General features: G+C 64.0%; 21 protein-coding genes and 2 rRNA genes (1 of these 23 only partly in view). 8 read left to right on the forward strand and 15 right to left on the reverse strand.

Annotated features, from left to right (window positions below):
• Positions 1-24: 24 nt before the first annotated feature.
• The 3 genes from ACCQ16_RS18465 to tsaD form a co-directional block, all read right to left on the reverse strand.
• The gene (locus ACCQ16_RS18465; protein WP_071117261.1) at positions 25-2,196 is read right to left on the reverse strand and encodes a glycoside hydrolase family 3 N-terminal domain-containing protein; all 2,172 of its coding nucleotides are present in this window, start codon (positions 2,194-2,196) and stop codon (positions 25-27) included.
• Between the two features lie 228 nt (positions 2,197-2,424).
• Positions 2,425-2,781 (reverse strand): dihydroneopterin aldolase, encoded by a 357-nt coding sequence (folB, locus tag ACCQ16_RS18470; RefSeq protein WP_008577426.1) that lies wholly within the window; start codon positions 2,779-2,781, stop codon positions 2,425-2,427.
• Positions 2,782-2,865: 84 nt separating this feature from the next.
• The gene (gene tsaD / locus ACCQ16_RS18475) at positions 2,866-3,927 is read right to left on the reverse strand and encodes a tRNA (adenosine(37)-N6)-threonylcarbamoyltransferase complex transferase subunit TsaD (protein ID WP_011348831.1); all 1,062 of its coding nucleotides are present in this window, start codon (positions 3,925-3,927) and stop codon (positions 2,866-2,868) included.
• A 278-nt stretch (positions 3,928-4,205) separates the two neighbouring features.
• Between tsaD and rpsU the strand changes: the two genes are divergently transcribed.
• From rpsU to ACCQ16_RS18505, 6 genes are all read left to right on the forward strand, one after another.
• Positions 4,206-4,421 carry a 30S ribosomal protein S21 gene (gene rpsU, locus ACCQ16_RS18480; RefSeq protein WP_002808376.1) on the forward strand — a complete coding sequence of 72 codons (216 nt, stop codon included), beginning with the start codon at positions 4,206-4,208 and terminating at the stop codon, positions 4,419-4,421.
• Between the two features lie 262 nt (positions 4,422-4,683).
• Complete coding sequence (locus ACCQ16_RS18485; protein ID WP_011348832.1) at positions 4,684-5,130, forward strand: GatB/YqeY domain-containing protein; 447 nt, start codon at positions 4,684-4,686, stop codon at positions 5,128-5,130.
• Between the two features lie 564 nt (positions 5,131-5,694).
• Positions 5,695-6,657 carry a YihY/virulence factor BrkB family protein gene (locus ACCQ16_RS18490; protein WP_033479312.1) on the forward strand — a complete coding sequence of 321 codons (963 nt, stop codon included), beginning with the start codon at positions 5,695-5,697 and terminating at the stop codon, positions 6,655-6,657.
• A gap of 81 nt (positions 6,658-6,738) precedes the next feature.
• Positions 6,739-8,487, forward strand: a complete 1,749-nt coding sequence (gene dnaG, locus ACCQ16_RS18495; protein WP_008577436.1) for a DNA primase — start codon at positions 6,739-6,741, stop codon at positions 8,485-8,487.
• 108 nt (positions 8,488-8,595) lie between these two features.
• On the forward strand, positions 8,596-9,642 hold the full coding sequence (locus tag ACCQ16_RS18500) for a bile acid:sodium symporter family protein (RefSeq protein WP_057680838.1): 1,047 nt from the start codon (positions 8,596-8,598) through the stop codon (positions 9,640-9,642).
• A gap of 170 nt (positions 9,643-9,812) precedes the next feature.
• Entirely contained in the window at positions 9,813-11,393 is a 1,581-nt protein-coding gene (locus ACCQ16_RS18505; protein WP_209261733.1) for a thioredoxin family protein, read from the forward strand.
• Between the two features lie 234 nt (positions 11,394-11,627).
• Here ACCQ16_RS18505 and cyoE read toward each other — a convergent pair whose 3' ends face one another.
• From cyoE to ACCQ16_RS18525, 4 genes are read right to left on the reverse strand one after another with little or no spacing between them, the layout of a single operon-like run.
• On the reverse strand, positions 11,628-12,524 hold the full coding sequence (gene cyoE / locus ACCQ16_RS18510; protein ID WP_011348837.1) for a heme o synthase: 897 nt from the start codon (positions 12,522-12,524) through the stop codon (positions 11,628-11,630).
• A 2-nt stretch (positions 12,525-12,526) separates the two neighbouring features.
• Positions 12,527-13,690, reverse strand: a complete 1,164-nt coding sequence (locus tag ACCQ16_RS18515) for a COX15/CtaA family protein (RefSeq protein ID WP_011348838.1) — start codon at positions 13,688-13,690, stop codon at positions 12,527-12,529.
• A gap of 10 nt (positions 13,691-13,700) precedes the next feature.
• Entirely contained in the window at positions 13,701-14,276 is a 576-nt protein-coding gene (locus tag ACCQ16_RS18520; RefSeq protein ID WP_011348839.1) for a redox-active disulfide-containing membrane protein, read from the reverse strand.
• 27 nt (positions 14,277-14,303) lie between these two features.
• Positions 14,304-15,026 (reverse strand): SURF1 family protein, encoded by a 723-nt coding sequence (locus ACCQ16_RS18525; RefSeq protein ID WP_071117266.1) that lies wholly within the window; start codon positions 15,024-15,026, stop codon positions 14,304-14,306.
• A 60-nt stretch (positions 15,027-15,086) separates the two neighbouring features.
• Here ACCQ16_RS18525 and ACCQ16_RS18530 point away from each other — a divergent pair, with 60 nt between their 5' ends.
• Positions 15,087-15,305: a twin transmembrane helix small protein gene (locus ACCQ16_RS18530; RefSeq protein ID WP_003484642.1), complete on the forward strand. Its 219-nt coding sequence runs from the start codon at positions 15,087-15,089 to the stop codon at positions 15,303-15,305.
• Positions 15,306-15,398: 93 nt separating this feature from the next.
• On the opposite strand, the gene ACCQ16_RS18535 is transcribed toward ACCQ16_RS18530, so the two are convergent.
• The 6 genes from ACCQ16_RS18535 to ACCQ16_RS18560 are packed head-to-tail and all read right to left on the reverse strand — an operon-like array spanning position 15,399 to position 20,155.
• Positions 15,399-16,274, reverse strand: a complete 876-nt coding sequence (locus ACCQ16_RS18535) for a cytochrome c oxidase subunit 3 (protein ID WP_005911522.1) — start codon at positions 16,272-16,274, stop codon at positions 15,399-15,401.
• Between the two features lie 38 nt (positions 16,275-16,312).
• Positions 16,313-16,909 (reverse strand): cytochrome c oxidase assembly protein, encoded by a 597-nt coding sequence (locus tag ACCQ16_RS18540; protein WP_277573241.1) that lies wholly within the window; start codon positions 16,907-16,909, stop codon positions 16,313-16,315.
• Positions 16,906-17,079 (reverse strand): hypothetical protein, encoded by a 174-nt coding sequence (locus tag ACCQ16_RS18545; RefSeq protein WP_003484652.1) that lies wholly within the window; start codon positions 17,077-17,079, stop codon positions 16,906-16,908. The genes ACCQ16_RS18540 and ACCQ16_RS18545 overlap by 4 nt, the downstream gene beginning before the upstream one ends.
• Entirely contained in the window at positions 17,060-18,664 is a 1,605-nt protein-coding gene (gene ctaD, locus ACCQ16_RS18550) for a cytochrome c oxidase subunit I (protein ID WP_005911527.1), read from the reverse strand. Before ctaD ends, ACCQ16_RS18545 begins: the two co-directional genes overlap by 20 nt.
• A 38-nt stretch (positions 18,665-18,702) precedes the next feature.
• On the reverse strand, positions 18,703-19,662 hold the full coding sequence (gene coxB, locus ACCQ16_RS18555) for a cytochrome c oxidase subunit II (RefSeq protein ID WP_031425150.1): 960 nt from the start codon (positions 19,660-19,662) through the stop codon (positions 18,703-18,705).
• A 16-nt stretch (positions 19,663-19,678) separates the two neighbouring features.
• The gene (locus ACCQ16_RS18560; protein WP_039417578.1) at positions 19,679-20,155 is read right to left on the reverse strand and encodes a DUF2244 domain-containing protein; all 477 of its coding nucleotides are present in this window, start codon (positions 20,153-20,155) and stop codon (positions 19,679-19,681) included.
• A 265-nt stretch (positions 20,156-20,420) separates the two neighbouring features.
• Between ACCQ16_RS18560 and putA the strand changes: the two genes are divergently transcribed.
• Positions 20,421-23,621 (forward strand): bifunctional proline dehydrogenase/L-glutamate gamma-semialdehyde dehydrogenase PutA, encoded by a 3,201-nt coding sequence (putA, locus tag ACCQ16_RS18565; RefSeq protein ID WP_372380074.1) that lies wholly within the window; start codon positions 20,421-20,423, stop codon positions 23,619-23,621.
• An 821-nt stretch (positions 23,622-24,442) separates the two neighbouring features.
• On the opposite strand, the gene rrf is transcribed toward putA, so the two are convergent.
• Both rrf and ACCQ16_RS18575 read right to left on the reverse strand, forming a co-directional pair.
• Positions 24,443-24,557: ribosomal RNA gene (rrf, locus tag ACCQ16_RS18570) — 5S ribosomal RNA — on the reverse strand.
• Between the two features lie 127 nt (positions 24,558-24,684).
• Positions 24,685-26,710: ribosomal RNA gene (locus tag ACCQ16_RS18575) — 23S ribosomal RNA — on the reverse strand; it runs 855 nt beyond the window's last position.

Genomic DNA, 26,710 nt, shown 5'->3' on the forward strand with positions numbered 1-26,710 from the left:
CTGTCGGTGCCAAGCGCGCCGCTATCAGCGTTCCAGCAGCTCGAAGCTGACGGCCTCGCCGCTCTTGGCCGACGCGCACACCCATAGATCGAACAGACCCGGCTCCGCACCGAAGATGCCCTTGTGGTTGGTGAATGCCAGCGCGTCGCGCTCCAGTGTGAACACCACCTCCTGGCTCTCGCCGGGCTGCAGCAACACCTTGCGAAATCCCTTGAGTTCGCGCACCGGGCGCACGCGGCTGGCCACGCGATCGTGCACATACAACTGCACCACTTCCTCGCCGGCGACCTTGCCGGTGTTGGTGACGCGCGTGGTAATGGTCAGTGTCTCATCCCAGCGCAGTTGCGCCGCGCTCAACTGCGGCTGCGCATACGCAAAGGTGGTGTAACTCAATCCATGTCCGAACGGATACAACGGTTCGTTTGGCATCTCGCGCCAACGCGCCTTGTACTCGGACAGGGCCGGCAATTCCGGGCGTCCGGTGCGCAGATGGTTATAGAAATACGGCTGTTGCCCGGTCACCTGCGGGAAGCTGATCGGCAGACGCGCCGACGGGTTGTAGTCGCCGAACAGCACATCGGCCACGCCGGTCCCGGTTTGCGTGCCCAGATACCAGGTCACGGCAATCGCGTCGGCATCGCGCACCGCACCACTCAAGGCCAGCGCGCGGCCATTGCGCAACAACACCACCATCGGGGTACCGGTCGCTGCAATCGCTTCGGCCAGTGCCTGTTGCGCCGGCGGCAAGGTGATCTCGGTGCGCGATTGTGCCTCGCCGCTGAAACGCTGCGGCTCGCCCAACGCCAGCACCACCACATCGGCCGCCTGCGCTGCATCGATCGCAGCGGAAATGCCACCCGGCAGCGCCTCTTCCAGTCCGCAACCGGCCACCACGCTCAGATCTTCGGTGCCGACCACCGCACGCACGCCCTGCTCCAGGGTCACGTAGCGTTCCTTGTCGCCGAACAAGGTCCAGCAGCCCTCGATGTTCTCGCGGTCCTGCACGAATGGGCCGATCAACGCGATGCGCTGGCCGCTCTTCTTCAGCGGCAACACGCCGCCTTCGTTTTTCAACAGCACGATCGAGCGCCGCGCCGCATCGCGCGACAGCGCATCGTGCGCCGGCAGGTGCGTGGTGTCGGCTTCGCGCGCCGGGTCCAGCGAGCGGTACGGATTGTCGAACAGCCCGATCGCGTCCTTCAGCTGCAGGATGCGCCGCACGCTGGCATCCAACGTGGCCATCGGCACCTCGCCGCTTTCCACCAGCGCAGGCAGATGCGCGGCATAAAAGCCGCTCTGCATGCTCAGGTCCAACCCGGCCAGGAAGGCTTTCTTGGTCGCGTCGCGCTCATCGGCGGCATAGCCATGGGCGATCAATTCCATGTCGGCGGTGTAATCGGAAATCACCACGCCTGGGAATTGCCATTCCCCGCGCAGGATCTCGGTCAGCAACTCATGGTTGGCGCTGGCCGGCACGCCGTTGATGTCGTTGAAGGACGACATCACGGTCAAGGCACCGGCCTCGAAAGCGGCCTTGAACGGCGGCAAGTGCACATCGCGCAGCGTCTGCGGCGCGATGTCGACGGTGTTGTATTCCATGCCCGCCGCCACTGCGCCATAGGCGGCGAAATGCTTGGGCGTGGCCAGCAGGCAATCGTGGGCGGTCAGGTCGCTGCCCTGAAACCCGCGCACACGGGCAGCGGCAAAGGCGGCGCCCAGCATCACGTCTTCGCCGGCACCCTCGGCACCACGGCCCCAGCGCTGGTCGCGGGCGATGTCCACGGCCGGCGCGTAGGTCCAGTGCAGGCCGGCAGCGGTGGCCTCGATCGCGGTGGCGCGCGCGGTGCGCTCGGCCAACGCCGGCTCGAAACTGGCCGCCTCGCCCAGCGGGATCGGGAACACCGTGCGCATGCCGTGGATCACGTCGGCGGCCAGGATCACCGGGATCCCCAGGCGACTCTCTTCCACCGCGACTTTCTGGATCTGCACGCCCAGCGCGGCGCCCACCCCGTTGAACAGCGAGCCGACCCGACCCAGGCGCACTTGCTGCAACACCTCGTCGGCATTGAGCACGTTGGCCTCGGGATTCACGTCCGGCGCGAACGGCCGCACCATGTCGGCGAACACACCCAACTGTCCGACCTTCTCTTCGACGGTCATCCGGGCAATCAGGGTTTCGATGCGATCAGCAGCCATGAGATCCTTGAGAAAACGTTTACATGGCCGTCAATTCTAGCCTGACGCACCTGCGCGCAGGCAAGTTTCGAGGGCCGGGAGTGGGATTTGGTGATTTGTAGAGGCCGGTTGCAACGCACAGTGCGCGCCAGAATGCCGCAGCGGCGCAGCCCTCTCCGCCAGGCGCCTCCAGCCCTCCCGGCTTCCGCCATGGAGTGAATGGCCGGCAGGCGGGTGCGCAGGCGGCGATCAGACCGCTCGTTCCCGTTCGATGATCACGCCCACCGCCTGCGCGCCGCGCACCGCCCCCGGCTTGCTCAGCTTCAAACGCAGCCAGTGCACGCCGAATTCGTCCAGCACGAGCGCCGCGCAGCGCTCGGCCAGCGTCTCCACCAGCCCGAAGTCCGAGGTTTGCACGAACTCGATCAAGCGCTTGCTCACCGCCTTGTAGTTCAGCGTATCGGCGATGTCGTCGCTGGCCGCCGGAATGCGGTTGTCGAACCCCATTTCCAGATCGAACCGCAAGGTCTGCCGGATGCGCCGTTCCCAATCGTAGATGCCGATCAGCGCATCGATATCGAGACCTTCAATAAACACTTTATCCATGGGGAATCGGGAGTCGGGAATAGGCAATGGGGAGGAGCAAAGGCAACAGCGCACGTACGGACAGGATCGGCGTAAAGATCTTCACTATTCCCGATTCCCCACTCCCGATTCCCGCGCCGCCGCCAGCGGCGGCAAGCACGCCATATCCCACCGCGGCGTCACATGCACCGCCGCATCCGCATGCTCGCCGGCCTGCAGCCGCAGCGCGCCGGCGAAGGCGATCATCGCGCCGTTGTCGGTGCACAACGCCGGGCGCGGGAAGCAGACCCGGCCGCCGCGGCGCTGGGCGGCCTCTTGCAGGCGCGCGCGCAAGCGCTTGTTTGCGCCCACGCCGCCGGCCACCACCAAGGTGTTGCAGCCGGCCGCGTCCAGCGCGCGCAGGCACTTGATGGCCAGGGTTTCCACCACCGCGTCTTCGAAGCCGCGCGCGATGTCCGCGCGGGTGGTGTCGGACTGGTCGCTGGACCGCCAGGCCAGCAGCACCTGGGTCTTGAGCCCGCTGAAACTGAAATCCAGGCCGGGCCGGTCGGTCATCGGACGCGCGAACTTATAGCGCCCCGGCGTACCGGTTTCGGCCAAGGCCGCCAGCTGCGGGCCGCCCGGGTACGGCAGGCCCATCATCTTGGCGGTCTTGTCGAAGGCTTCCCCGGCCGCGTCGTCCAGCGTCTCGCCCAGCACTTCGTAGCTGCCCAGCGCCTTCACCGACACCAATTGGGTATGCCCGCCGGAGACCAGCAAGGCCACGAACGGCGCCTGCGGCGGGTCGTCCTCCATCAACGGCGCCAGCAGGTGGCCTTCCATGTGATGCACGCCGATCGCCGGCACATCCAGTGCCCAGGCCAGCGAACGCGCCACCCCGGCACCGACCAGCAAGGCCCCGACCAGGCCCGGACCGGCGGTGTAGGCCACGCCATCGAGTTCGTCGATCCTCAACCCGGCTTCGCCCAGGGTCTGGCGGATCAGCGGCAGCAGTTTGCGCACATGGTCGCGGCTGGCCAGCTCGGGCACTACGCCGCCGTATTCGGCATGCAGCGCAATCTGGCTGTACACCGCGTGGGCGCGCAGCGCCGGCACGCCCGACAATGCGGTGTCGTAGACCGCCACACCGGTCTCATCGCACGATGATTCGATCCCAAGGACTTTCACGGCAGCTCGGCATGCAGGGAGATGCCACTATTTTCGCAGCTTTTGCACTGCGCAGATCGGCCGATTCCCAGATGCTGCTCGGCCCTGCCGTGCCGGCCGCATATGGCCCGGGCGCACGCTTTATCAGTGTCGCGGCGGGAAATTCTGCCGGGGGCTTGCAGGTCGTCGGCAAGTCGTTATAATGCGCGGCTCGCCGGGGCAACCCGGAAATTCCGTCACGCGAGTCCGCTCGCACCCGCCCGGGGCTCCCGGACGGAAATCCCATTTCTGGAGAACACATGCCCAGCGTTAAAGTCCGCGAGAACGAGCCCTTCGAATTTGCGCTCCGTCGTTTCAAGCGCACCTGCGAAAAGGCCGGCGTGCTGGCCGAAACCCGCAAGCGCGAGTTCTATGAAAAGCCGACCCAGGAGCGTAAGCGTAAGGCTGCCGCTGCCGTGAAGCGTCAGCTGCGTCGTTCCTCGCGCGACGTCACCAAGCGCCAGCGCTTGTACTGATCGAACGCGGTTCCTTGCCGGTAGGTCTGCGCTGAAGGCGCGACCTGGCGGGAGCGAACCCAAGAGCCGGCACGCGCAAGCGTTGCCGGCTTTTTGTGTTGGCCTGCCACAAGGCATTGCGCTGGAGACATCAGGCAGTCTGCGCCACGCGCGAGGCGCTGCAAGACATCTCTCCACGCACGCCCTGCCCCCGTTCGGCCGAGTACCCAGCCCGCTTGGGCGCCTTGGCCACCACTCGATCCCTACACTCAGGAGTTACCGCATGTCCCTGAAGCAGCAACTCACCGATGACATGAAGGCCGCGATGAAGTCCGGCGACAAGCACAGCCTGGGCGTGATCCGGCTGATCAACGCCGCCATCAAGCAGAAGGAAGTGGACGAGCGCATCGAGATGGACGATGCCGCCGTGATCGCCGTGCTGGACAAGATGGTCAAGCAGCGCAAGGACTCGGTCACCCAGTTCCAAGCCGCCGCGCGCGACGACCTGGCGCAGATCGAGCGCGAGGAGATCGTGGTGATCGAGCGCTATCTGCCGGCCAAGATGGGCGAAGCCGAGATCGTGGCCGCCATCCGGGCCGCGATCTCCGAGACCGGGGCAAGCAGCCCGGCCGATATCGGCAAGCTGATGGGCGCACTCAAGCCCAAGCTGGCCGGTCAGGCCGACATGGGCTTGGTCTCGACCCTGGTCAAGCAGCAGCTGGCAGGCTGATGGATCGCCGCAGCGCCCTGCCACGGCCAGGGCGCTGCGACCGGTGCGCAGCGCGCGCTGCGGCACTGCCTGCCGCATCACCGAGCGGCTTTTTCAGTGGAAGGCGGACCTTCCAACGAACAGTGATGGTGCAAGACGCCGCTGGAGCGCCACGGCCGTTGCACATCTGCCACACGCAACGCATCAGGCAAGGCGCAATGCCGTCTTCAGACGCGTCTGGCCCAGCATGCGGACCAAGCGCTCTGCACAGTGTGCGCTCTCGTCATCGCGTGGACAGCTGGCAGTGCCAGGCACGGACTGATACAGGTAGATCGGCATCTGGCGCACATTGAATGCGCTGACAGACACACCGCGCACCTTGCTCCCGACGAGCAACAGGACTGCGCCTACCAGATGCGCCGCCTCCTGCTTTACCCACACCGCGTGCGCGCTTTCACCCGTCCTTCGATCCGGCCCTGCTAGAACGGGTGCGCCAGCGCAGGCATGGGCAAGGTCCTTCCGCATACCGACCTTGCCCTGACGTCGCCTGCGCGCCAACGGTATGCGCCAAGGATTCTCCCGCCGGTGACGACGCTTTCCTCCGCCTATCTGCACAAGCATCTGAGCCGTCTGCAGCGCAGCGTGCCGATGGCGCTGCTGAACCGCTTCATCGAGATCGACGTGATGACGCAGGCAGCGTCGCTGTCGTTCTATGCGCTGCTGTCGCTGGCCCCGTTGCTGGTGCTGCTGTTGTGGCTGACCGCCTCGCTCTATCCGCCAGCGCAAGAAGCGTTGGTGCAGCAAATCGGGCAATTGGCCGGCGGCAGCGCGGCCGAAGTCGCCCAGACCATCATTCGCAATGCCACCGATCAACCTGGCGTTGGCTCGCTGGCCGGCGTGTGGAGCACGCTACTGCTGTTCATCGGCGCCACGGCGGTGTTTGCGCAGTTGCAGAACGCCTTGAACCTGATCTTTCGCACCGACAAGCAACGCCTGGACGGCTTGATGGCCTGGCTGCAGAAGCGGGTGTTCTCGTTCGGGGTGATCCTGGCGCTGGGCTTCTTGCTGATCGTGTCGATGATCGCCACCACCGCACTACAGGTGGTTTTTGCGCGCTTGCCCTCGGTCCTGCCGGCGGTCGGCTACGTGACCACGCTGGCCCTGTATTCGCTGGCGTTCGCGTTCCTGTATCGCTACCTGCCCGATCGCACCGTCGACTGGCGCCAGGCATTTTTGGGCGGCGTCATCACCGCGGTGTTGTTCGCGCTGGGCCGCTACGCCATCGGCGTGTACATCGCCACCGCAGCGCCGGGTAGCGCCTACGGTTCGATGGGGACATTGGTCATTTTGCTGGTGTGGATGTACTACGCCTCGGTGGTGTTCTTCGTCGGCGCCTTGATCACTGCGGTGATCGACGAGCGGGTGCGCTCGCATCGCAAGCTGCGCGAGGCGGGCGTGGACCCGGAGCATCCGCCGGTGATCGTGCCGCCTGCCGATGCGGCGCCTGCATCTTCAACGTCGGACTCGCACGCACTGCCACGCGGCTGAGGACTGCTGCAAAGCCTGTCTCGCCGGCCTCGTCAGCGAGGGCGACGAAGTGCTGGCAGGCCGCTGGGATATCCTATCGGGATGGCCCGCATCCCCGACGCGTTTATTGACGAACTGCTAGCACGCACCGACATCGTCGAGGTGGTGGGCGGTCGTGTGCCGCTCAAGCGTCAGGGCAAGGAATATTCGGCGCGCTGCCCGTTCCATGACGAGCGCTCGGCCTCGTTCACGGTCTCGCCGACCAAGCAGTTCTATCACTGCTTCGGCTGCGGTGCGCACGGTACCGCCATCAGTTTCCTGATGAATTACGACCGCCTCGAATTTCTCGATGCGGTCGACGAGCTGGCCAAGCGCGCCGGCATGGACATCCCGCGCGAGACCCAGCAACGCACCCCGCAACAGCAGGACGACAGCCGCGAGCTGTATTCGGCACTGGACGCGGCGACCAAGTTTTTCCAGCGCCAGCTCGAGGGCAGCGAACGCGCCCGCGACTATCTGGACGGTCGCGGCGTGGATGCCGACAACCGCGCGCGCTTCCAGATCGGTTACGCGCCCGATGGCTACAGCGCACTGAAGGACACCCTGGGCACCGATGCGCGCCGCATGAGCGTGCTCGAACGCGCCGGGCTGTTTTCCAAGAACGATCGCGGCCATGTGTACGACAAGTTCCGCGACCGGGTGATGTTCCCGATCTTCGACCGCCGCGGCCGCGTGATCGCCTTCGGCGGGCGCATCATGGGCGCGCCGGCCGATGGCCGCGACCCGGGTCCGAAGTATCTCAATTCGCCGGAAACCGCGCTGTTCCACAAGGGCCGCGAGCTGTATGGCCTGTGGCAGGTGCGCCAGGCCAATCAGAAGATCGAGCGGCTGATCGTGGTGGAGGGCTACATGGATGTGGTCTCACTATTCCAGTTCGGCGTGACCCAGGCGGTGGCCACGCTGGGCACCGCCACCACGCCCGAACATGCCGAGCTGCTGTTTCGCAACGCGCCGGATGTGTATTTCTGTTTCGATGGCGATAACGCCGGGCGCAAGGCCGGCTGGCGCGCGCTCGAATCGGTGCTGCCGCGCATGAAGGACGGCCGCCAGGCGTTTTTCCTGTTCCTGCCCGATGGCGAGGACCCGGACACCATCGTGCGCAAGGAAGGCGCGCAGGCCTTCGATCAGCGCCTGAAGCAGGCCACGCCGCTGTCGCAGTTCTTCTTCGACGAGATGTCGCGTGAGATCAACCTGCACACGCTCGACGGCAAGGCGCGCCTGGCCGAACGTGCGCGCCCGCTGTTGGCGCAGATCCCCGAAGGTGCGTTCGGCGATCTGATGAAACAGGAACTGGCGCGCCTGACCGGGGTCGGTGCCACCGCGTCTGCGCAGCAGTCCGCACCCAGGCCACGGCCGCCCGCGCGCATGGGTGCGCCCACGCAGAAACGCAGCCTGGTGCGTGCGTCCATCGCCATCCTGCTGCAACGGCCGTCCTTGGCGATGAGCCTGGAGGGCGTGCATGATTTTTCCGGGCTGCGCCTGCCCGGGATCGACTTGTTGATGGAGTTGCTGGACCTGGTGCGGCAACGCCCGGAAATCAGCACCGGCGCGCTGCTGGAGCACTTCGCCGAGCGCCAGGAGCTTGCTGCCTTGCAGAAGCTGGCGGCGCAGGAGCTTCCCGGCGACGAGCACAGTTGGACGCTTGAACTGCATGACGTCGTCGCGCAACTCGACAAGCAGTTGCTGCGTCAACGCGTGGAGGAGCTGCAGGCCAAACAGCGCGCGCAAGGGCTGGACGACACCGACAAATACGAAATGCGCGAACTGCTCAAGGCGCTCGCAGCGTTGTGATGCAGTGCTGCCTGGCCGAAGGCCGCGCAGGCCATCGCGCACTGCCGTGCCGTTTCAGGCCTGACCGGTGACGTCGATGCCACAGCCAGGGCCTGCACGCATCGTAGAATGGCCCATACCAGGCGCAAGATCGCGCGCTACCGTTGGACCTCGATGAAGAAGCTGCTGGCGCGGTTGCGCATTGACCCCTTCACCCTCGCGCTGCTGTGCACAGTTGCACTGGCCTCGTTTCTCCCGGTCACGGGCACGGCGGCGGCGGTCATGGACGATGTCACCGACGTGGCGATCGCGGCGCTGTTCTTCCTGCACGGCGCGCGGCTGTCGCGCGAAGCGGTGAAGGCCGGCGCGTTGCACTGGCGCCTGCATCTGGTGATTCTGGGCTGCACCTTCGTGCTGTTCCCGCTACTGGGGCTGTTGTTCAAACCACTGGCGCATCTGGCACTGACGCCGGAGCTGTATGTCGGCGTGCTGTTCCTGTGCGCGTTGCCGTCCACGGTGCAGTCCTCGATCGCGTTCACCTCGATGGCGCGCGGCAATGTGCCGGCCGCAGTCTGCGCCGCTTCGCTTTCCAGCCTGCTGGGCGTGTTTTTCACCCCGTTGCTGATGGGCGCACTGGTCGGCAGTCAGGGCGCCATGGCGCATCCGGCCGAAGCGATCGGCAAGATCCTGCTGCAGTTGCTGGTGCCGTTTCTGGCCGGCCATTTCATGCGTCCGTGGATCGGTGGCTGGGTCGAACGTCACCGCGCCGTGCTGCGTTACACCGATCAAGGCACCATCCTGCTGGTGGTCTATACCGCCTTCAGTGCATCGGTGAATGAAGGGCTGTGGCAGAAGACGCCGCTGCCTGCACTGCTGGCGGTACTCGGCGCTGCAGCGTTGTTGCTGGCCATGGCGATGCTTTCGATCACCTTCATCGCCCGGCGCCTGCACTTCAGCCGCGCCGATGAAATCGCCATCGTCTTCTGCGGCTCGAAAAAGAGTTTGGCCACCGGCGTGCCGATGGCCAAGGTGATGTTTGCCGGCGGCGGGCTGGGCGCGATCGTGTTGCCGATCATGCTGTATCACCAGTTGCAGCTGATCGTCTGCGCCGTTGTGGCCGCACGGTATGCGCGCAGTGCATCCGGCCAGCCGCAAGGCGCAGCCGAGCGTCATTGACGCTGCGCCACGCCAGCACCTGCCCGCTGCGTATCGCGTAACAGCAGTTCGCATCGCCGCACATCCAGGTTGTAAGCAGATGTACAACGGTGATGACGCACGCCCGCCCAGGTCCGCCAGCGGCCGCTAGAGTGCGCGATCGACCTTCTGCCGCCCCACGGTGATTTGCCATGACGCTGTCGCTGCCACGCCCTTCCCCTTCCTTGATCGCGCTGCTGGCCGTGCTGGCTGCGCTGACTGCCTGCGACAAGCCAGCACCGCCTGCGGCGCCCGCACCACCCAAGACGGCGTCCACGCCGGCACCCGTTGCCGGCATCGCCTGGCGCGAGGGCGACGTGGAAGATGCCTTTGCCGAAGCCAAGGACAGCGGCAAGCCGATCCTGTTGTATTGGGGCGCAGCCTGGTGCCCGCCCTGCAATCGCCTCAAGGCCACGCTGTTCAAGGATCCGGCCTTCATCGCGCGCACCCAGCAGTTCGTCGCCGTGCACCTGGACGGCGATTCGGAGGGCGCGCAGGCCTGGGGCGAGCGCTTCGGGGTCAAGGCGTATCCCACCATCATCGTGCTGCGCCCGGACCGCAGCGAAATCACCCGACTGGCCGGCAATGCCGATAACGCGCGCCTGGCCGAGGTGTTGCGGGTTGCGGCCAAGAGCACCAGTACCGCCCAGCAATTGCTCGACAAGGCGCTGCACACACCACAACAGCTCAGCGCGGACGATTGGGCCGTGCTCGGCAACTACGCCTGGGGCACCGACGATACGCTGGTCAAACCCGATGCCGCCGCCGACGTGCTCACCCGGCTCTCCACCTCGGCGCCACAGCCGGCACTGCAACGCAGCTTCGCCCTGGCCGCCATCAGTGCCGCCAGACACCCACCGGCTGCCAGCAGCGCCAACCGCACGCTGTTGGAAGCGGTGTTGGCCGACCCGGCAGAAGTGCGCGCCAATCTCGGCACGCTGAACTATGTGCCGGCACGCCTGGTCACCGCCGCCAGCAACGAGGCCGACGTGCGCAGCACGCTCTCCGACGCACTGAATCAGGCCTTGGACAAGGTCTACGCCGATCCTTCATTGCCGATCTCCGACCGGCTTGGCACCGCATACGCGCGCATCCAGCTGGCACGCCTGGCACAAGGCCAGCCCACCGAAACCGAAGCCGAAGGCCCGCAACCACCGTTGCCCAAAGACGTGGTGGAGGTGGTGCACCAGCGCGTGCAGTGGGCCACCGACACCGCCAAGACCGACGAGGAGCGGCAATCCACCATCAGCATGGCTGCCGCGTTGCTGAGCGAGGCGGGCGATCGCAGCGCGGCAGAGCAATTGCTGCTGGCCGAGTTGTCGCGCAGCAAGACGCCGTACTACTACATGCCCGAATTGGCGGATCTGGCCGAACAACGCGGCGACAAGAAGACCGCCCTGTTGTGGCTCAAACGGGCCTACGACAGCGCGCAAGGTCCCGCCACACGCGTGCAGTGGGGCGTGATGTACGTGGATGGGCTCATCCGGCTCAGCCCCGATGACAGCGCCGGCATCGAGGGCGCCGCCACCCAGGTGATCGGCGAGTTGGCCGGTCAACCGGATGGTTACCGGCAACGGACCCGTCAGCGCTTCGCCACCCTCGGCACCGCATTGAAGACCTGGAGCAAGCAGCATCGCCGCGAAGGCAGCGCAGTGCTGGCGCGTCTGCAACAGAAAATGCAGTCCAGCTGCGACAGCAAAGCTACCAGCGAGTGCGCCAGTTGGCTGAGTTGAGTCGACACAGTGCCGTGTGCCGGCAACGCATGATGATCAGAGCGTGGCAAGCCGCAAACCGCGGCGTCTGCTGACATGGACGCCGCTGGTGACCTCGACGCGGCGCACGCGGCACGCATCCGGCACCTTTCGCCACACGCGGCAGGCGCTGCAGGCGTGATCCATCCATCCGCCTGATTGCCACGCAAGTCATCGGGCAGAGCTACCGCATTGCCGCTCGTCTCGCTGCGGCGACTAGCGCACCCACGGCAGCAGCAGATGGTCGACCATCAGGAAGGCGAACAACGCCATCAGGTACACGATGGAGTACCCGAACATCTTCATTGAAAACAGTTCGTCCGGCGGGTTCAGCATGCGCCACGCGTACCAGAGGAACACCGCATTGAGCACGATCGCACCGCCCAGATAGAACACCCCGCTCATGCCCACCGCCACCGGCGCCAAGGTCACGATCGCCAGCAATACGGTGTACACCAGGATCTGCTTGCGCGTATGCGGCACGCCATGGGTCACCGGCAACATCGGGATCGCGGCCTTGGCGTAATCGGCACGGCGGAAGATCGCCAGCGCCCAGAAATGCGGCGGCGTCCAGATGAAGATGATCAGCACCAGCAGCGAGGCATTGATCCAGTCGGCGCTGGTCGGCAGCCCGGTCACCGCGGCCCAGCCCAGCATCGGCGGGGTGGCGCCGGCCAGGCCGCCAATCACGATGTTCTGCGAGGTCGCACGCTTCAGGTACACGGTGTAAATCACCGCGTACCCGATCAGCGAGGCGAAGGTCAGCACCGCGGTGATGACATTCACCCACACCACCAGAATGGTCATGGAGATCACGATCAGCGCGCCGGCGAACACCAGCACCTGCCAGGGCCGCACCTTGCCCACCACCAGCGGGCGCCATGAGGTGCGCGCCATCTGTGCGTCGATCTTGGCGTCGAGCAGTTGGTTGATCGCTGCCGCCGCTGAAGCCGCCAGCCAGATACCCAGGAAGCCCAGCGCGCCGGTGCGTACCTGCAGCCAGGTCGGCATGTCGGGAATGGCCAGGAACATGCCCACCAACGCGGTGAACACGATCAGTGCCACCACCTTGGGTTTGGTCAGATCCCAATAATCGCGTGCGCTGACAGCCATGCTCACTCCGGCGCGCGCAGCCGCGCCAGCAGCGAGACCAGCACGAACAGCAACGCCACCGCCCCGCCGTTATGCATGACCGAGACCTCCAGCGGCAGCGCCAGCTTCACGTTGAGCATGCCCAGGGTCACCTGCACGGCCACCAGCAGCGCCAATGCGCCGGCCCACACCCGCATGCCCGGCGAGCGCGACAAGCGCCAGGCCAGCCACCACAAGTACAGCGCGGTCGCAATTGCCCATAGCCGATGCGCCATCTGGATCGCGATACGCGCCGCACCGTCCAGCACGCCACCTTCGTAATCCACTCCGATGCCGCGCCACAGCGTGAAACCTTCACGGAAATCGTGCGGCGGCCACCACTGGCTGACACAGCGCGGGAAGTTGTCGGCCGACCAGCTGCCGCCGCCACACGCCAGCGCGGCGTAGTTGGCGCTGACCCAGCCACCAAGCGCGATCTGCAGGCCCAGCACCGCCACTCCCAGGCGCAGCAGCCACTTCAAGCGCGATGCATCGGCCAGGGTGATCGGCAAATGCGTCGCGCGCCAGGCCATCCACACCAGCAGCGAGAACATCAGCATGCCGCCCAGCAGGTGTCCCATCACCACGATCGGCTTGAGCAGCAACGTCACCGTCCACATGCCCAGCAACGCCTGGAAGATCACCACCGCCAGCGTCAGCACCGCTGCACGCGCCAGATCGATGTTGCTCCAGCGCAATGCCGCCAGCAGCAGGATGGCCTCGCCGGCGATCGCCACGCCGAAGGCCATGGCGTGCCAGCCGGACATATAGAGCGGGATCGACAACGCCACTAGCACCGCGGCCGACACCACCTGGGCAATGCCCATGCGACGGCGACGCACCGCCAGCAACGACAGCACCAGCACTTCCACGCCCAACGCACCGGCCAGGAAGCGGTGGACCTGTTCGCGCCAGGCCTTGTGCGATTCCAGCGGGCGGATCTTGCTGGCCACGTGCGTGTTGGCTTCGTCGCTGGTCTGCGGCCAGGTCACGCGGCCGTAGCAGGTCGGCCAGTCCGGGCAGCTCATGCCGGCATCGGACAAACGGACGAACGACCCGAACAGGATCGTGCTTGCAGTGAACAACGCGGCCAGCCAGGCCATGCGATGGAAGTGACGGAACAACGCCGGTGGCGCAAACAGGTTCATCGAAACGGGCTCACATCAGTTTCAGCAGCTTGACCAGATCCGACCGCAGGCCGGCCGGGTCGAAACCCGGGGCATACCGCAGGATCACAAAGCCATTGGGGTCGATCACATACACCGGCACGCCGGCCGCATCGGTGCCGCGCGGCAATGCCTGGCGCAGGCGGGCATCGTCGCGTAGCACGCGCAATGCAGGCATCGGCGGCAGCCCGGCCGGCGGCGGGCCGATCCACAGCACCTCCACCTTGTCGGCGCGGTGCCCGAGCAACTGCCACACCTTGTCCAGTTCCGCGGCCAACGCCACGCACTGCTGCGTGCAATCGGCCGGCGGCGCCACTGCAATGCGCCAGATGCGCTCGCTCGGGGCCCATGCATACGGTTGCCCGTTCGCACGGACCGGCACCAGCGCCCGCAGATCCGCGGGCGGCTTCAGCAGCTCGCCGTGATTGCGCATCGACGCCGGCTGCCATCCGGAGAAGCGCAGCACGCCGGCCAGCAACATCGAGCCGAAGAACAGCACCGCCAGGGCAATCAGCATCCTGCGGCCGCGTTTGACCGAATGCGGCGTGGCCGATGTGGAGGAGGTCATGCCGGCGATTTTCTCATGCCGCAGGCGTCAGTGCCCGCGGTCGCGGCGGCGCGCACGCCATGTCAGCAGCATTGCGGTCGCCAGGACCGCGACGGCCAACCCGAACCATTGCACCGCGTAACCCAAGTGCCGCGCGGGTGGTAGCGTGTTTGGCAGCATGTCCAGATCGCGCGCGTAGCCAACCGGCAGTGCAGGGTCCAGGCGCAGGACCTGCGACGAAATGTCGCGCCTGCCCAGCGTGCTGCGTAAGGCCTGCAGATCCAGTCGCGTGGCCAGCCAGGTCTGCGCCGCAGCCCCCGGCGCCAGCGCCGGTCCGATCGCCAGCCCCGCCGACGGCGGAGCGCTCAAGAGCCCCTGCACGGTCTGCACGCCTTTCAGCGCAACGATGCCGGGCAACTGCCGATCGGCCGGTAATGGCAGCCAGCCCAGATCCACCAGCACGTCTGTCGATCCACCTTCCGGCGCTGCCAGTTGATACACGCGCACACCGGCACGCCCGTCATGCAGCTGATTGTCCAGCAAGACCAGTTGCGGCAAAAAACGCACTTGCCCACGTACCCATGCCAACTCATTCTGCGTCGCCAGCGCCGGTGCCAAGGGCAGCGTGGTGTCGCGCACATGTGCGGCACGGTCCAGCAAGGCTTGCTTGCTCTGCATGCGCTGCAACTGCCAATGCCCAAGCGCCGCGAAACCCGCGCTCACCAGCAGCGCCAGACACCAGCCAAACACCGCCGTGTGCTTGCGCGTCATGACAAGCGGCGCAAAAAAGCGTGCAATGCCATGACCACGCCGACTGCACCCGGGGCTGTTGTGAACGATTCGCTCAAGACGCTGCTGATTGTCGCCTTCCTGATCGTGATCCTATGGAACCTGGGCGCTGGCCTCTACTACCTGCTGACCGACCGTGGCCAGACCAAGCGCACCGTCAACGCCCTGACCTGGCGCATCGGTCTATCGGTGGCATTGATCGCCATCGTGATCCTCGGCATCTACACCGGCTGGATCAAGCCGCATGGGCTTGGCCGCTGAGGAGCCGGGATTGGGGATTCGGCATTGGGGATTCGTGAAAACTAAAGCCTTCCGCTTTTACGAATCCCAAATCACCAATCCCGAATCCCCGCCTCAAAGGACATACACGAACAAAAACAGCGCCAGCCACACCACGTCGACGAAGTGCCAGTACCACGCGGCCGCTTCGAAAGCGAAGTGGTTGTCGCGGCTGAAATGCCCCTTCGCCGCGCGCAGCCACATCACCGCCAGCATGATGGTGCCCAGCAGCACATGCATGCCGTGGAAGCCGGTCAGCATGAAGAAGGTCGAACCATAGATGCCCGAGCCCAGGGTGAGATTGAGCTCGGTATAGGCGTGGATATATTCCTCGGCCTGCAGGAACAGGAACACGCAGCCCAGCAGCACGGTCAACCCCAGCCACAACAGCAGCGCGCCACGGCGCCCGCCCTTGAGCGCGTGGTGGGCGATGGTCAAGGTCACGCCGGAACTGAGCAGGATCAGCGTGTTGATCAGCGGCAGGCCCCAGGCCGGAATGGTCTGGAACTGCCCACCGATGGTGCCCGGGCCATTGGTCGGCCACGCAGCGGAATAACCATTCCATAGCAGCTCGTTGGTCATCACGCCGTCGCCTTCCCCGCCCAGCCAGGGCAGCGTCAGCACACGCGTGTAAAACAGCGCACCGAAGAAAGCGCAGAAAAACATCACCTCGGAGAAGATGAACCACACCATCCCCATGCGGAACGAGCCATCCACCTGGCGGTTGTAATGCCCGGCATTGGATTCGCGGATGACATCGCCAAACCACATGAACAACGTCGCCAGCAGCATCGCCACGCCGGCGAAGAAGGTCCAGCGCCCCCATGCCGCGTCGTTGAGCCAGCTGGCCACGCCGATCATCATCACGAACATCGCAATCGACCCGACAAAGGGCCATTTGCTCTGGCTCGGGACGAAATACGCATCGGCGTTGGGACTGTGATCGGCCATGGCGTTGCTTCCGTGTCGTGGTACGGGTGGATGGAAGGTTACGGCGCAGCGCGTGGCGCGCCAGCTGCGCCTCCGCCCTGCAGTTCGGAGGTCAGCGCGTCGTTGCGATAGAACGTGTAGGACAGGGTGATCGTAGTGACTTCCGGCGGCAGTGCCGGGTCGACGATGAAACGCAGCGGCATGTCGCGCGTTTCGCCGGCCTGCAAGGTCTGCGCGGTAAAGCAGAAGCACTCGGTTTTATTGAAGTAGCCCGACGCACGCGCAGGTGCAACCGAAGGCACCGCACTGCCCACCACCGCACGTGCACCATCGTTGCGCGCGAAATACAGCGCCTCGTTGAGCTCGCCCGGCACCACATCCATCGTCATCTGTTCCGGATGGAAGGTCCACGGCAGTTTGGAATTGACCCCTCCATCGAACTCCACGCGCACCGTGCGCTTGCCGGCGGCAGGCGGCGCGCCCGCGTTTGTGCGATTGCTCCCAGGCGCACGCTCCATGCGGATGCCAAACACTTTCTCGCAGGCGATGCGGTAGAGCGGCACCAGGGAAAACGTCAGCACGAACACGCCCAGCACCACGCCCAGCAGCTTGAACAAGCCGGCTGTGGGTGCGTGTGCGCGCGCGCGTGCACTCACCGCCCGATGACTCCCGAGGCGATGAAGCCCGCATAGATCAGCAACGCGATGATGCCGACCGTGATCGCGGTGCGGCGTACCGCACGGCGCTGCTGCGCCTGCCGTTCCGCAGCAGATAACAGACGCGTCACCGCCGGCTCCGAGGCGGACTCAGTGGCCGATGTCTTCATGTGCAAGATCTCCAGGCTTGATCACCGGCGGCACGGTGAAGGTATGCGCCGGGGCAGGTGACGGCACCGTCCATTCCAGACCCTTGGCACCTTCCCAGGAGCGGGCCTGTGCACGCGCGCCACTGCGCAGCGAGGACAGCAGGATCGCGGCCATCAGGAACGGCGTGACGAACATGCCGAACGCACCGATCGAACTGACCAGATTCCAGTCGGCAAACACCACGTTGTAGTCGGGAATGCGCCGCGGCATGCCGGCCAAGCCAAGGAAGTGCTGCGGGAAGAACAGCAGGTTGACGAACACCATCGTCCACCAGAAGTGCACCTTGGCCCAGGTCTCGTTGTACATCCGCCCGGTCCACTTGGGCCACCAGTAGTACACCGCCGCGATCAGCGCGAACACCGCACCGGTCACCAGCACGTAGTGGAAGTGCGCCACCACGAAGTAGGTGTCGTGGTACTGGAAGTCGGCCGGCACGATCGCCAGCATCAGGCCGGAGAACCCACCGATGCTGAAGAGGATCACGAACGCCACCGCCCACAACATCGGCGATTCGAAGGTCAGCGAGCCCTTCCACATCGTGCTGACCCAGTTGAACACCTTCACCCCGGTCGGGATGGAGATCAGCATGGTGGCGAACATGAAATAAATTTCGCCGCCCAGCGGCATGCCCACGGTGAACATGTGGTGGGCCCAGACGATGAAGCTCAGGAAGGCGATCGCGGCAATGGCGTAGACCATCGCCTGGTAACCGAACAGCGGCTTGCGGCTGAAGGTCGGAATGATCTCGCTGACCACGCCGAACGCCGGCAGGATCATGATGTACACCTCCGGGTGCCCGAAGAACCAGAAGATGTGCTGGTACATCACCGGGTCGCCGCCGCCGGCCGCGTTGAAGAAGCTGGTACCGAAGAACTTGTCGGTCAGCAGCATGGTCACCGCGCCGGCCAGCACCGGCATCACCGCGATCAGCAGGAACGCGGTGATCAGCCAGGCCCAGCAGAAGATCGGCATCTTGAGCAGATCGATGCCTGGCGCGCGCATGTTCAGCACGGTGGCGATGATGTTGATCGCGCCCATGATCGAGCTGACGCCGGCCACGTGGATCGCAAACACGCTGAAGGCGACGTTGTAGCCGCCCTGCAGCGACAGCGGCGGGTACAGCGTCCAGCCGCCTGCCGGCGCGCCGCCCGGCAGGAACAGCGTCAGCAGCAGCAGGGTAAAGGCGACCGGCAACAACCAGAACGACCAGTTGTTCATGCGCGGCAACGCCATGTCCGGCGCACCGATCTGCAACGGAATCATCCAGTTGGCCAGGCCGACGAAAGCCGGCATCACGCCGCCGAAGATCATCACCAGTGCATGCACGGTGGTCATCTGGTTGAAGAACTCCGGTTTGACGAACTGCAAGCCGGGCTGCATCAATTCGGCGCGAATCACCACGCTCATCGCCGCGCCGATGATGAACATCACGAAGGAAAACAGCAGATACAACGTGCCGATATCCTTGTGATTGGTCGAAAAGAACCAGCGCTCGACGAAACCGGGCTGGTGGTGTCCGTGGTGATCGACTGCGGTATGCGCCATGACGGAACGACCTCTGCGAAGCGAGCGGTTGCGGGCGATTAAAGAGCGGCGGTCGGTGTCGCGGCCTGGGCCGGTGCCGCCGCAGGCACGGCGTCACCTTGCGGAGCGGCCTGTGCACTGGTCGGCGTCGGTGCGGCCGCTGGCGCCGCTGCTGGAGCAGTGCCTGACGCACTACGACGCGACGCCAGCCAGCGCTGGAAGTCAGCCTTGGGCAGCGCCTCCACCACGATCGGCATGAAGCCATGATCCTTGCCGCACAACTCGGCGCACTGCCCGCGATACACGCCCGGTTGTTCGATGTTGGTCCAGGCTTCGTTGACGATGCCGGGAATGGCATCTTGCTTCCATCCCAGCGCCGGCACCCACCAGGCGTGGATCACATCGTCGGCGGTAATCACGAAGCGGATCTTGGTGTTGACCGGCAGCACCAGGCGGTTATCGACATCCAGCAGATAGTGCGGCTGCGAGGCCGCGGTGGGGCGCTCGCCGCTTTGGCGGATACGATCGGATTCGCGTGCCAGGCGGCTGGTGAATTCCACGCCCTGGCCCAGATATTCGTACTTCCACATCCACTGATAGCCGGTCACCTTGACCGTCATTTCCGATTCGCGGGTGTCGTACATCGCGATCAGTTTTGCCGTCGCCGGCCACGCCATCGCAATCAGCACCAGGACCGGAATCACCGTCCACAGCACTTCCGCGGTGGTGTTGTGACTGAATTGTGCGGCCACCGCGCCCTTGGACTTGCGGAACTTGAACATCGCATAGCCCATCGCCGAGAACACCAGCGCGCCAATCACCACGCACACCCACAGCGCCACCATGTGCGCCTCGTAGGCCATCCGCGCGGTCTGGGTCACTCCGCGCCCCATGTTGAGCTGCCATTCCTTGGGATCGGCCGATTGCGCCCAGGCCACCGGCGCGCTCAGCAGCGCCGCCATCGCCAGGCCCACGTGTGTGCAGGTGTTGATCGACTTCCAGCTGCTGCGTTGCGTCATTGCCTAGACCCTTACGTCATCGGTGACGGCCATTGGCGGCCGCGAGCAAGCGTTTGAGCGTTATTGCCAGTTCCACACGTTCGGCCGGCCCGAGAAAACTTCCGATCTCGATCTGCTTGCCGCTGCTGACCAGCAACACCCTGTCATCGCGTTCTATGCAAAGCCGCACCCAGTGCGGATGTGCCTGAAACGCTGGTGGCGCATGCCCGGACGGAAACACCTCGACAACGGCTTCCCCCACCCGGATCGCTTCTTCGCGCTCGCCACTTCGCCACAACTGCCGTAGCGCCAGCGCCACCACACCACTGTGCACCAGGGCAAAGACCGGCGCGAACGCATTGCCGGTCCACCACCCCAGGCCTGCAAATAACCACATCGTTCCCGCCAGCACTGCGAACAGCTGCACGAATTGCCTGGCCGACAGTGCCCGCGGAGGCCGCAACCGCAGCTGCGTCCCAACCCCTTCGGACATCAACGGCAGCACTTCGATCATAAACGGCACGCAGCGCACTGCGGGAATAGCCCGATGGTAGACCCGCGCCAACGCATGCGGCAAGCATTTCCGGCGATCAAGAATTTGCTGCAGTGCAGCTAAAAGTGCGCACAAATCAATCACTTCCGCGTTGTTCGCCAATGGCCGTGCCGTCACTCTGCGCGATGGCGGCATGCACAAAACGGCGGGAAAGCCGCCGCTTCCACACAAGTGCGCAAGCCGTCTGGCTCACTAGAATGAGCACGGAATCCAAGGCACCTTTCGCATGAACGCACAGCTCGACCCGCTTGCCTCCACCTCAGTTGCGCGCCCGCTGTTGGCGCCCGAACTGCCCGCCGCACCTGGCGCGTTGCGTGCCGCCATCACCGCGGCCTGGCTCAAGGACGAAGCCGAACACGTGCGCGAATTGCTCGACCAGGCACGCCTGCCCGCCGCTGAGCAAGCCAAGGTGCAGGCGGTCGCGGCCGACCTGGTTACCCGTGTGCGGGCACGCGCGCAGGACCAGGGCGCCATCGAAGCCTTCATGCGCCAATACGACCTGGGCAGCGAAGAAGGCGTGCTGCTGATGTGCGTGGCCGAGGCACTGCTGCGCATTCCCGACCAGGACACCGCCGACAAGCTGATCCGCGACAAGCTCGGCGATGCGGATTGGAAGAAGCATATGGGCGGCAGCGATTCGGTGCTGGTCAACGCCTCCACCTGGGGCCTGATGCTGACCGGCCAGCTAGTGCAGCTCAACGACCTCACCCGCGCCGATGTGCCGGGCGCCTTCAAACGCCTGATCGGCCGCGTCGGCGAGCCGGTGATTCGCCTGGCCGTGCGCCAGGCCATGAAGATCATGGGCCATCAGTTCGTCATGGGCCGCACCATCGGCGAAGCGCTGTCGCGTTCGCGCAAGGGCGACAACGCCAACTACCGTTATTCGTTCGACATGCTGGGCGAAGGCGCGCTCACCATGAAGGATGCGCAGCGCTATCTGCAGGCGTATCGGGATGCGATTCATGCGATCGGCCGCAGCGGCAACTTCGTCGGTACCGATGTATTTGCCGCGCCCAGCATCTCGATCAAGTTGTCGGCGCTGTATCCGCGCTACGAACATGCCAAGCGTGCGCGAGTGATGGCCGAGCTAGTTCCGGGCGTACTGGAGTTGGCGCAGCTAGCCAAGTCCTATGGCATCGGCTACACCGTCGACGCCGAGGAAGCCGACCGGCTGGAACTGTCGCTAGACATCATCGAGGCCACCTTCTCCGACCCGTCATTGGATGGCTGGGAAGGCTATGGCCTGGCCGTGCAGGCCTATCAAAAACGCACGCCGTACACGATCGATTTTCTTGCCGATCTGGCGCGCCGTGTCGGGCGACGCATTCCGGTGCGCCTGGTCAAAGGCGCGTACTGGGACGCAGAGATCAAGCGCGCGCAGATCGAAGGGCATCCCGGCTACCCGGTGTTTACGCGTAAGCAGAACACCGACGTGTCGTACCTGGCATGCGCACGTCGCATGTTCGCGCACAGCGACGCGCTTTACCCGATGTTCGCCACGCACAACGCGCAGACCATTGCGGCGGTACGTGCGATTGCGGCAGGCAAGACCTACGAGCACCAGAAACTGCACGGCATGGGCGACGACCTGTATGCCGAGGTGATTCCTGCCGATCGTCTCGATCTGCCGTGCCGCGTCTATGCACCGGTCGGCTCGCACGAAGATCTGCTGCCGTATCTGGTACGTCGCCTGCTCGAAAACGGCGCCAATTCCAGCTTCGTCAATCGCATCACCGACGAGGATGTCGCCATCGAGGACCTCATCCGCGACCCGGTCGAGGCAGTGACGTCATTTACTTCCATCCCGCATCCCAAGATTCCGCTGCCAGCCGATTTGCTGCGTAGCCAGAACCAGAACAGGAAAAACTCCATGGGCGCCAATCTCGCCAACGACAACGATCTGCGCCAGCTGGCCGAGCAACTCAACGCCGCGATCAAGCCGTGGAAGGCCACGCCCCTGGTACCCGGTGCGCTGATCAGCACGCCCGGCCAGGCGGTGTTGAATCCGGCAGATCGTCGCGAGACGGTTGGACAGTGGCACCCGGCCGATCCGGATACCGTCCAGAAGTCGCTGGTCAGCGCTGCGGCCGCGCAACCGGCCTGGAACCGCACGCCTGCAGCGAGCCGCGCCACCATCCTTGAACATGCAGCCGATCTGCTCGAAACGCGCATGCCCGACTTCATGGCGATCTGCGTCAAGGAAGCCGGCAAGACGCTGCCCGACGCAGTGGCCGAAGTCCGCGAGGCCGTCGATTTCCTGCGCTACTACGCCGGCCAGGCACGTGCGCAGTTCGGTGCGCCGGAGCGTCTGCCCGGACCGACCGGCGAATCCAACGAGCTGCAGCTGCACGGGCGCGGCGTCTTTGTCTGCATCAGCCCGTGGAACTTCCCGTTGGCGATCTTCCTCGGTCAGGTCGCCGCAGCGCTGGCGGCCGGCAATACGGTCATCGCCAAGCCGGCCGAGCAGACCAACCTGATCGGCTTTGCAGCGGTCAAGCTGCTGCATGAAGCCGGCGTACCGGAAGCGGTCGTGCAGTTCCTGCCAGGCGATGGCGCTACCGTTGGCGCTGCGCTGACCAACAACCCGCGCGTTGCCGGCGTAGCCTTCACCGGCTCTACCGAAACCGCACGCATCATCAACCGCACCCTGGCCGCACGCGATGCTGCCATCGGCGTCTTGATCGCCGAAACCGGCGGCCAGAATGCCTTCATCGCCGACTCGTCCTCGCTGCCCGAAGCAGTGGTCAAAGACGCCATTTCCAGTGCCTTCATCTCGGCCGGGCAGCGCTGCTCCGCGGCGCGCGTCCTGTTCGTCCAGGACGACATCGCCGACAAGGTCATGACGATGCTGGCCGGCGCGATGGGCGAGTTGAAGATCGGCGATCCGGGCCTGCTCTCGACCGACGTTGGCCCCGTCATAGATGCTGATGCACTCAGGATTCTCGACGATCATGCGGCACGCATGGATCGCCAAGCGCGTCTGATCGGCAGCACCAACCTGGACGCCAGCACCGCGCATGGCAGCTTTTTCGCTCCACGCGCCTATGAGCTGACATCGCTGTCCCAGCTGCAGCGCGAGATTTTCGGGCCGGTGCTGCACGTGATTCGCTGGAAAGCCAATCAGCTCGATGCCGTCATCGAGCAGATCAACGCGACCGGTTACGGCCTCACGTTGGGTGTCCACTCGCGTATCGATGAGACGATCGACCGCATCACCTCGCGCGTGGCGGTAGGCAACGTCTACGTCAATCGCAACCAGATCGGCGCCGTGGTCGGCGTACAACCGTTCGGCGGGCAGGGCCTGTCCGGCACCGGTCCCAAGGCGGGCGGCCCGCATTACTTGCTGCGCTTCGCAACCGAGAAGGTCGTCACCGTCAACACTACCGCGGCAGGCGGCAACGCCTCGCTATTGACGTTGGGTGACTGATACCGGCCAGCAGATAGCGGCGTCCGCCCGCTGGTCGGTCCGTCATGACCCGATTGCAGCCAGATGTACCGGCAGTACCAACAAAAACCCCGCTCAGGCGGGGGTTTTTGTTGGTTGGGCGCAATGTTTCAAGCCGTCAATCGTGGTGAGTATCCCAACGACATAAATCATCGCCCCCAACCTGGCGACAACGGCGCGCCTTCGCGGTGCGCTTCGCCGGCTGTTCGAGTCGACGGCTTCGGGCGTGCGCCCCGCGATACACATCGCTGGCTTCGAACCGAGATTTATCGAACGCCTTCACCGCGCCTGGCGCTGCCACTGGTCTTGCATTTGGTCTCAACAGAGATGTGTGAAACATCTGCCTCGCATCTTGTCTCACCAAGGATGTGGGACCCATCACTGATGCCGTGATCGACCGCTCCAGGCCGTTCTTTGTATCGAGGATATGCGCACTAGGACGTCGGCCGAGCGAGGCTGTCATGGGCGATGTCTGTTATCGGCTTCAGCCACTACCGCACCCGTGCATCTGGCATTGGCCAGGCAGGTTTTTGGCCAACAGATGGATCGCGCCCTTTTCTCCAAGAGATGGGCGCGTGGCGTGTGTGGCGAGGCTTGGTGCCAGCGTCCTGACGGGCTACCGGCTCCGGCGGTACTGCACGCACAGCACGACATCGGTACCGGTCGGCAAGCGGCGCAGATGCGCCAGCGCCTTGCGTGGTAACGCGGGGCGGATGCAAGGCGCGTTTGCGCGCGGCGCTATGCAGCGCTTGCGCAAAAAAGAAACCCTCAGTCCGTTTGGACTGAGGGTTTCGGGGTAAAGCCCCTGGCGATGACCTACTCTCGCATGGCTTGAGCCACACTACCATCGGCGCAGCTGCGTTTCACTTCCGAGTTCGGGATGGGATCGGGTGGTTCCACAGCGCTAATTTCACCAGGGAGACGGTTGGAGCGTCGCCATCCAAGAAACGGATTAAGGCGCCCAGTCTCGCAGAGTTAACTTGTGACGTAGCTTGCATTTGATGATCTACCAACGTTCGTTGGGACCAAGGCAACTTGAGGTTATATGGTCAAGCCGCACGGATCATTAGTATCAGTTAGCTCAATACATTGCTGTACTTACACACCTGACCTATCAACCACGTAGTCTACATGGTTCCTTTAGGGGGCTTGTGCCCCGGGAAGTCTCATCTTGAGGCGCGCTTCCCGCTTAGATGCTTTCAGCGGTTATCGCTTCCGAACATAGCTACCCGGCAATGCCACTGGCGTGACAACCGGAACACCAGAGGTTCGTCCACTCCGGTCCTCTCGTACTAGGAGCAGCCCCTCTCAAACTTCCAACGCCCATGGCAGATAGGGACCGAACTGTCTCACGACGTTCTGAACCCAGCTCGCGTACCACTTTAAATGGCGAACAGCCATACCCTTGGGACCGACTACAGCCCCAGGATGTGATGAGCCGACATCGAGGTGCCAAACACCGCCGTCGATATGAACTCTTGGGCGGTATCAGCCTGTTATCCCCGGAGTACCTTTTATCCGTTGAGCGATGGCCCTTCCATACAGAACCACCGGATCACTAAGACCTACTTTCGTACCTGCTTGATCCGTCGATCTTGCAGTCAAGCACGCTTATGCCTTTGCACACAGTGCGCGATGTCCGACCGCGCTGAGCGTACCTTCGTGCTCCTCCGTTACTCTTTAGGAGGAGACCGCCCCAGTCAAACTACCCACCATACACGGTCCCTGATCCGGATAACGGACCTAGGTTAGAACGTCAAGCACGACAGGGTGGTATTTCAAGGATGGCTCCACTGCAGCTAGCGCCACAGTTTCATAGCCTCCCACCTATCCTACACAGACGAACTCAACGTTCAGTGTAAAGCTATAGTAAAGGTTCACGGGGTCTTTCCGTCTTGCCACGGGAACGCTGCATCTTCACAGCGATTTCAATTTCACTGAGTCTCGGGTGGAGACAGCGCCGCTGTCGTTACGCCATTCGTGCAGGTCGGAACTTACCCGACAAGGAATTTCGCTACCTTAGGACCGTTATAGTTACGGCCGCCGTTTACTGGGGCTTCGATCAAGAGCTTCGCCTTGCGGCTGACCCCATCAATTAACCTTCCAGCACCGGGCAGGCGTCACACCCTATACGTCCACTTTCGTGTTTGCAGAGTGCTGTGTTTTTGATAAACAGTCGCAGCGGCCTGGTTTCTGCGACCCTCTTCAGCTATAGCTCGCACGAGCCACCAAAAAGGGTGCACCTTCTCCCGAAGTTACGGTGCCATGTTGCCTAGTTCCTTCACCCGAGTTCTCTCAAGCGCCTGAGAATTCTCATCCTACCCACCTGTGTCGGTTTACGGTACGGTCTTCGTGAGCTGAAGCTTAGGAGCTTTTCCTGGAAGCGTGGTATCAGTGACTTCGCCATAAAGGCTCGTCTCGGTGCTCGGTCTTAAAGGATCCCGGATTTGCCAAAGATCCAAACCTACCGCCTTTCCCCGGGACAACCAACGCCCGGTACACCTAACCTTCTCCGTCCCTCCATCGCACTCACGCGAGGTGCAGGAATATTAACCTGCTTCCCATCGACTACGGCTTTCGCCCTCGCCTTAGGGACCGACTAACCCTGCGTCGATTAACGTTGCGCAAGGAAACCTTGGGCTTTCGGCGTGCGGGCTTTTCACCCGCATTATCGTTACTCATGTCAGCATTCGCACTTCCGATACCTCCAGCAGACTTCTCAATCCACCTTCGCAGGCTTACGGAACGCTCCTCTACCGCGCATAAAACAAGTTTTATGCACCCCAAGCTTCGGTTCACTGCTTAGCCCCGTTAAATCTTCCGCGCAGACCGACTCGACCAGTGAGCTATTACGCTTTCTTTAAAGGGTGGCTGCTTCTAAGCCAACCTCCTGGCTGTCTATGCCTTTCCACATCGTTTTCCACTTAGCAGTGAATTTGGGACCTTAGCTGTGGGTCTGGGTTGTTTCCCTTTTCACGACGGACGTTAGCACCCGCCGTGTGTCTCCCATACAGTCCGTCTCGGTATTCGGAGTTTGCAATGGTTTGGTAAGTCGCGATGACCCCCTAGCC

The sequence above is a fragment of the Xanthomonas sp. NCPPB 1062 genome (assembly GCF_041481705.2).
Taxonomy (GTDB): domain Bacteria; phylum Pseudomonadota; class Gammaproteobacteria; order Xanthomonadales; family Xanthomonadaceae; genus Xanthomonas; species Xanthomonas euvesicatoria.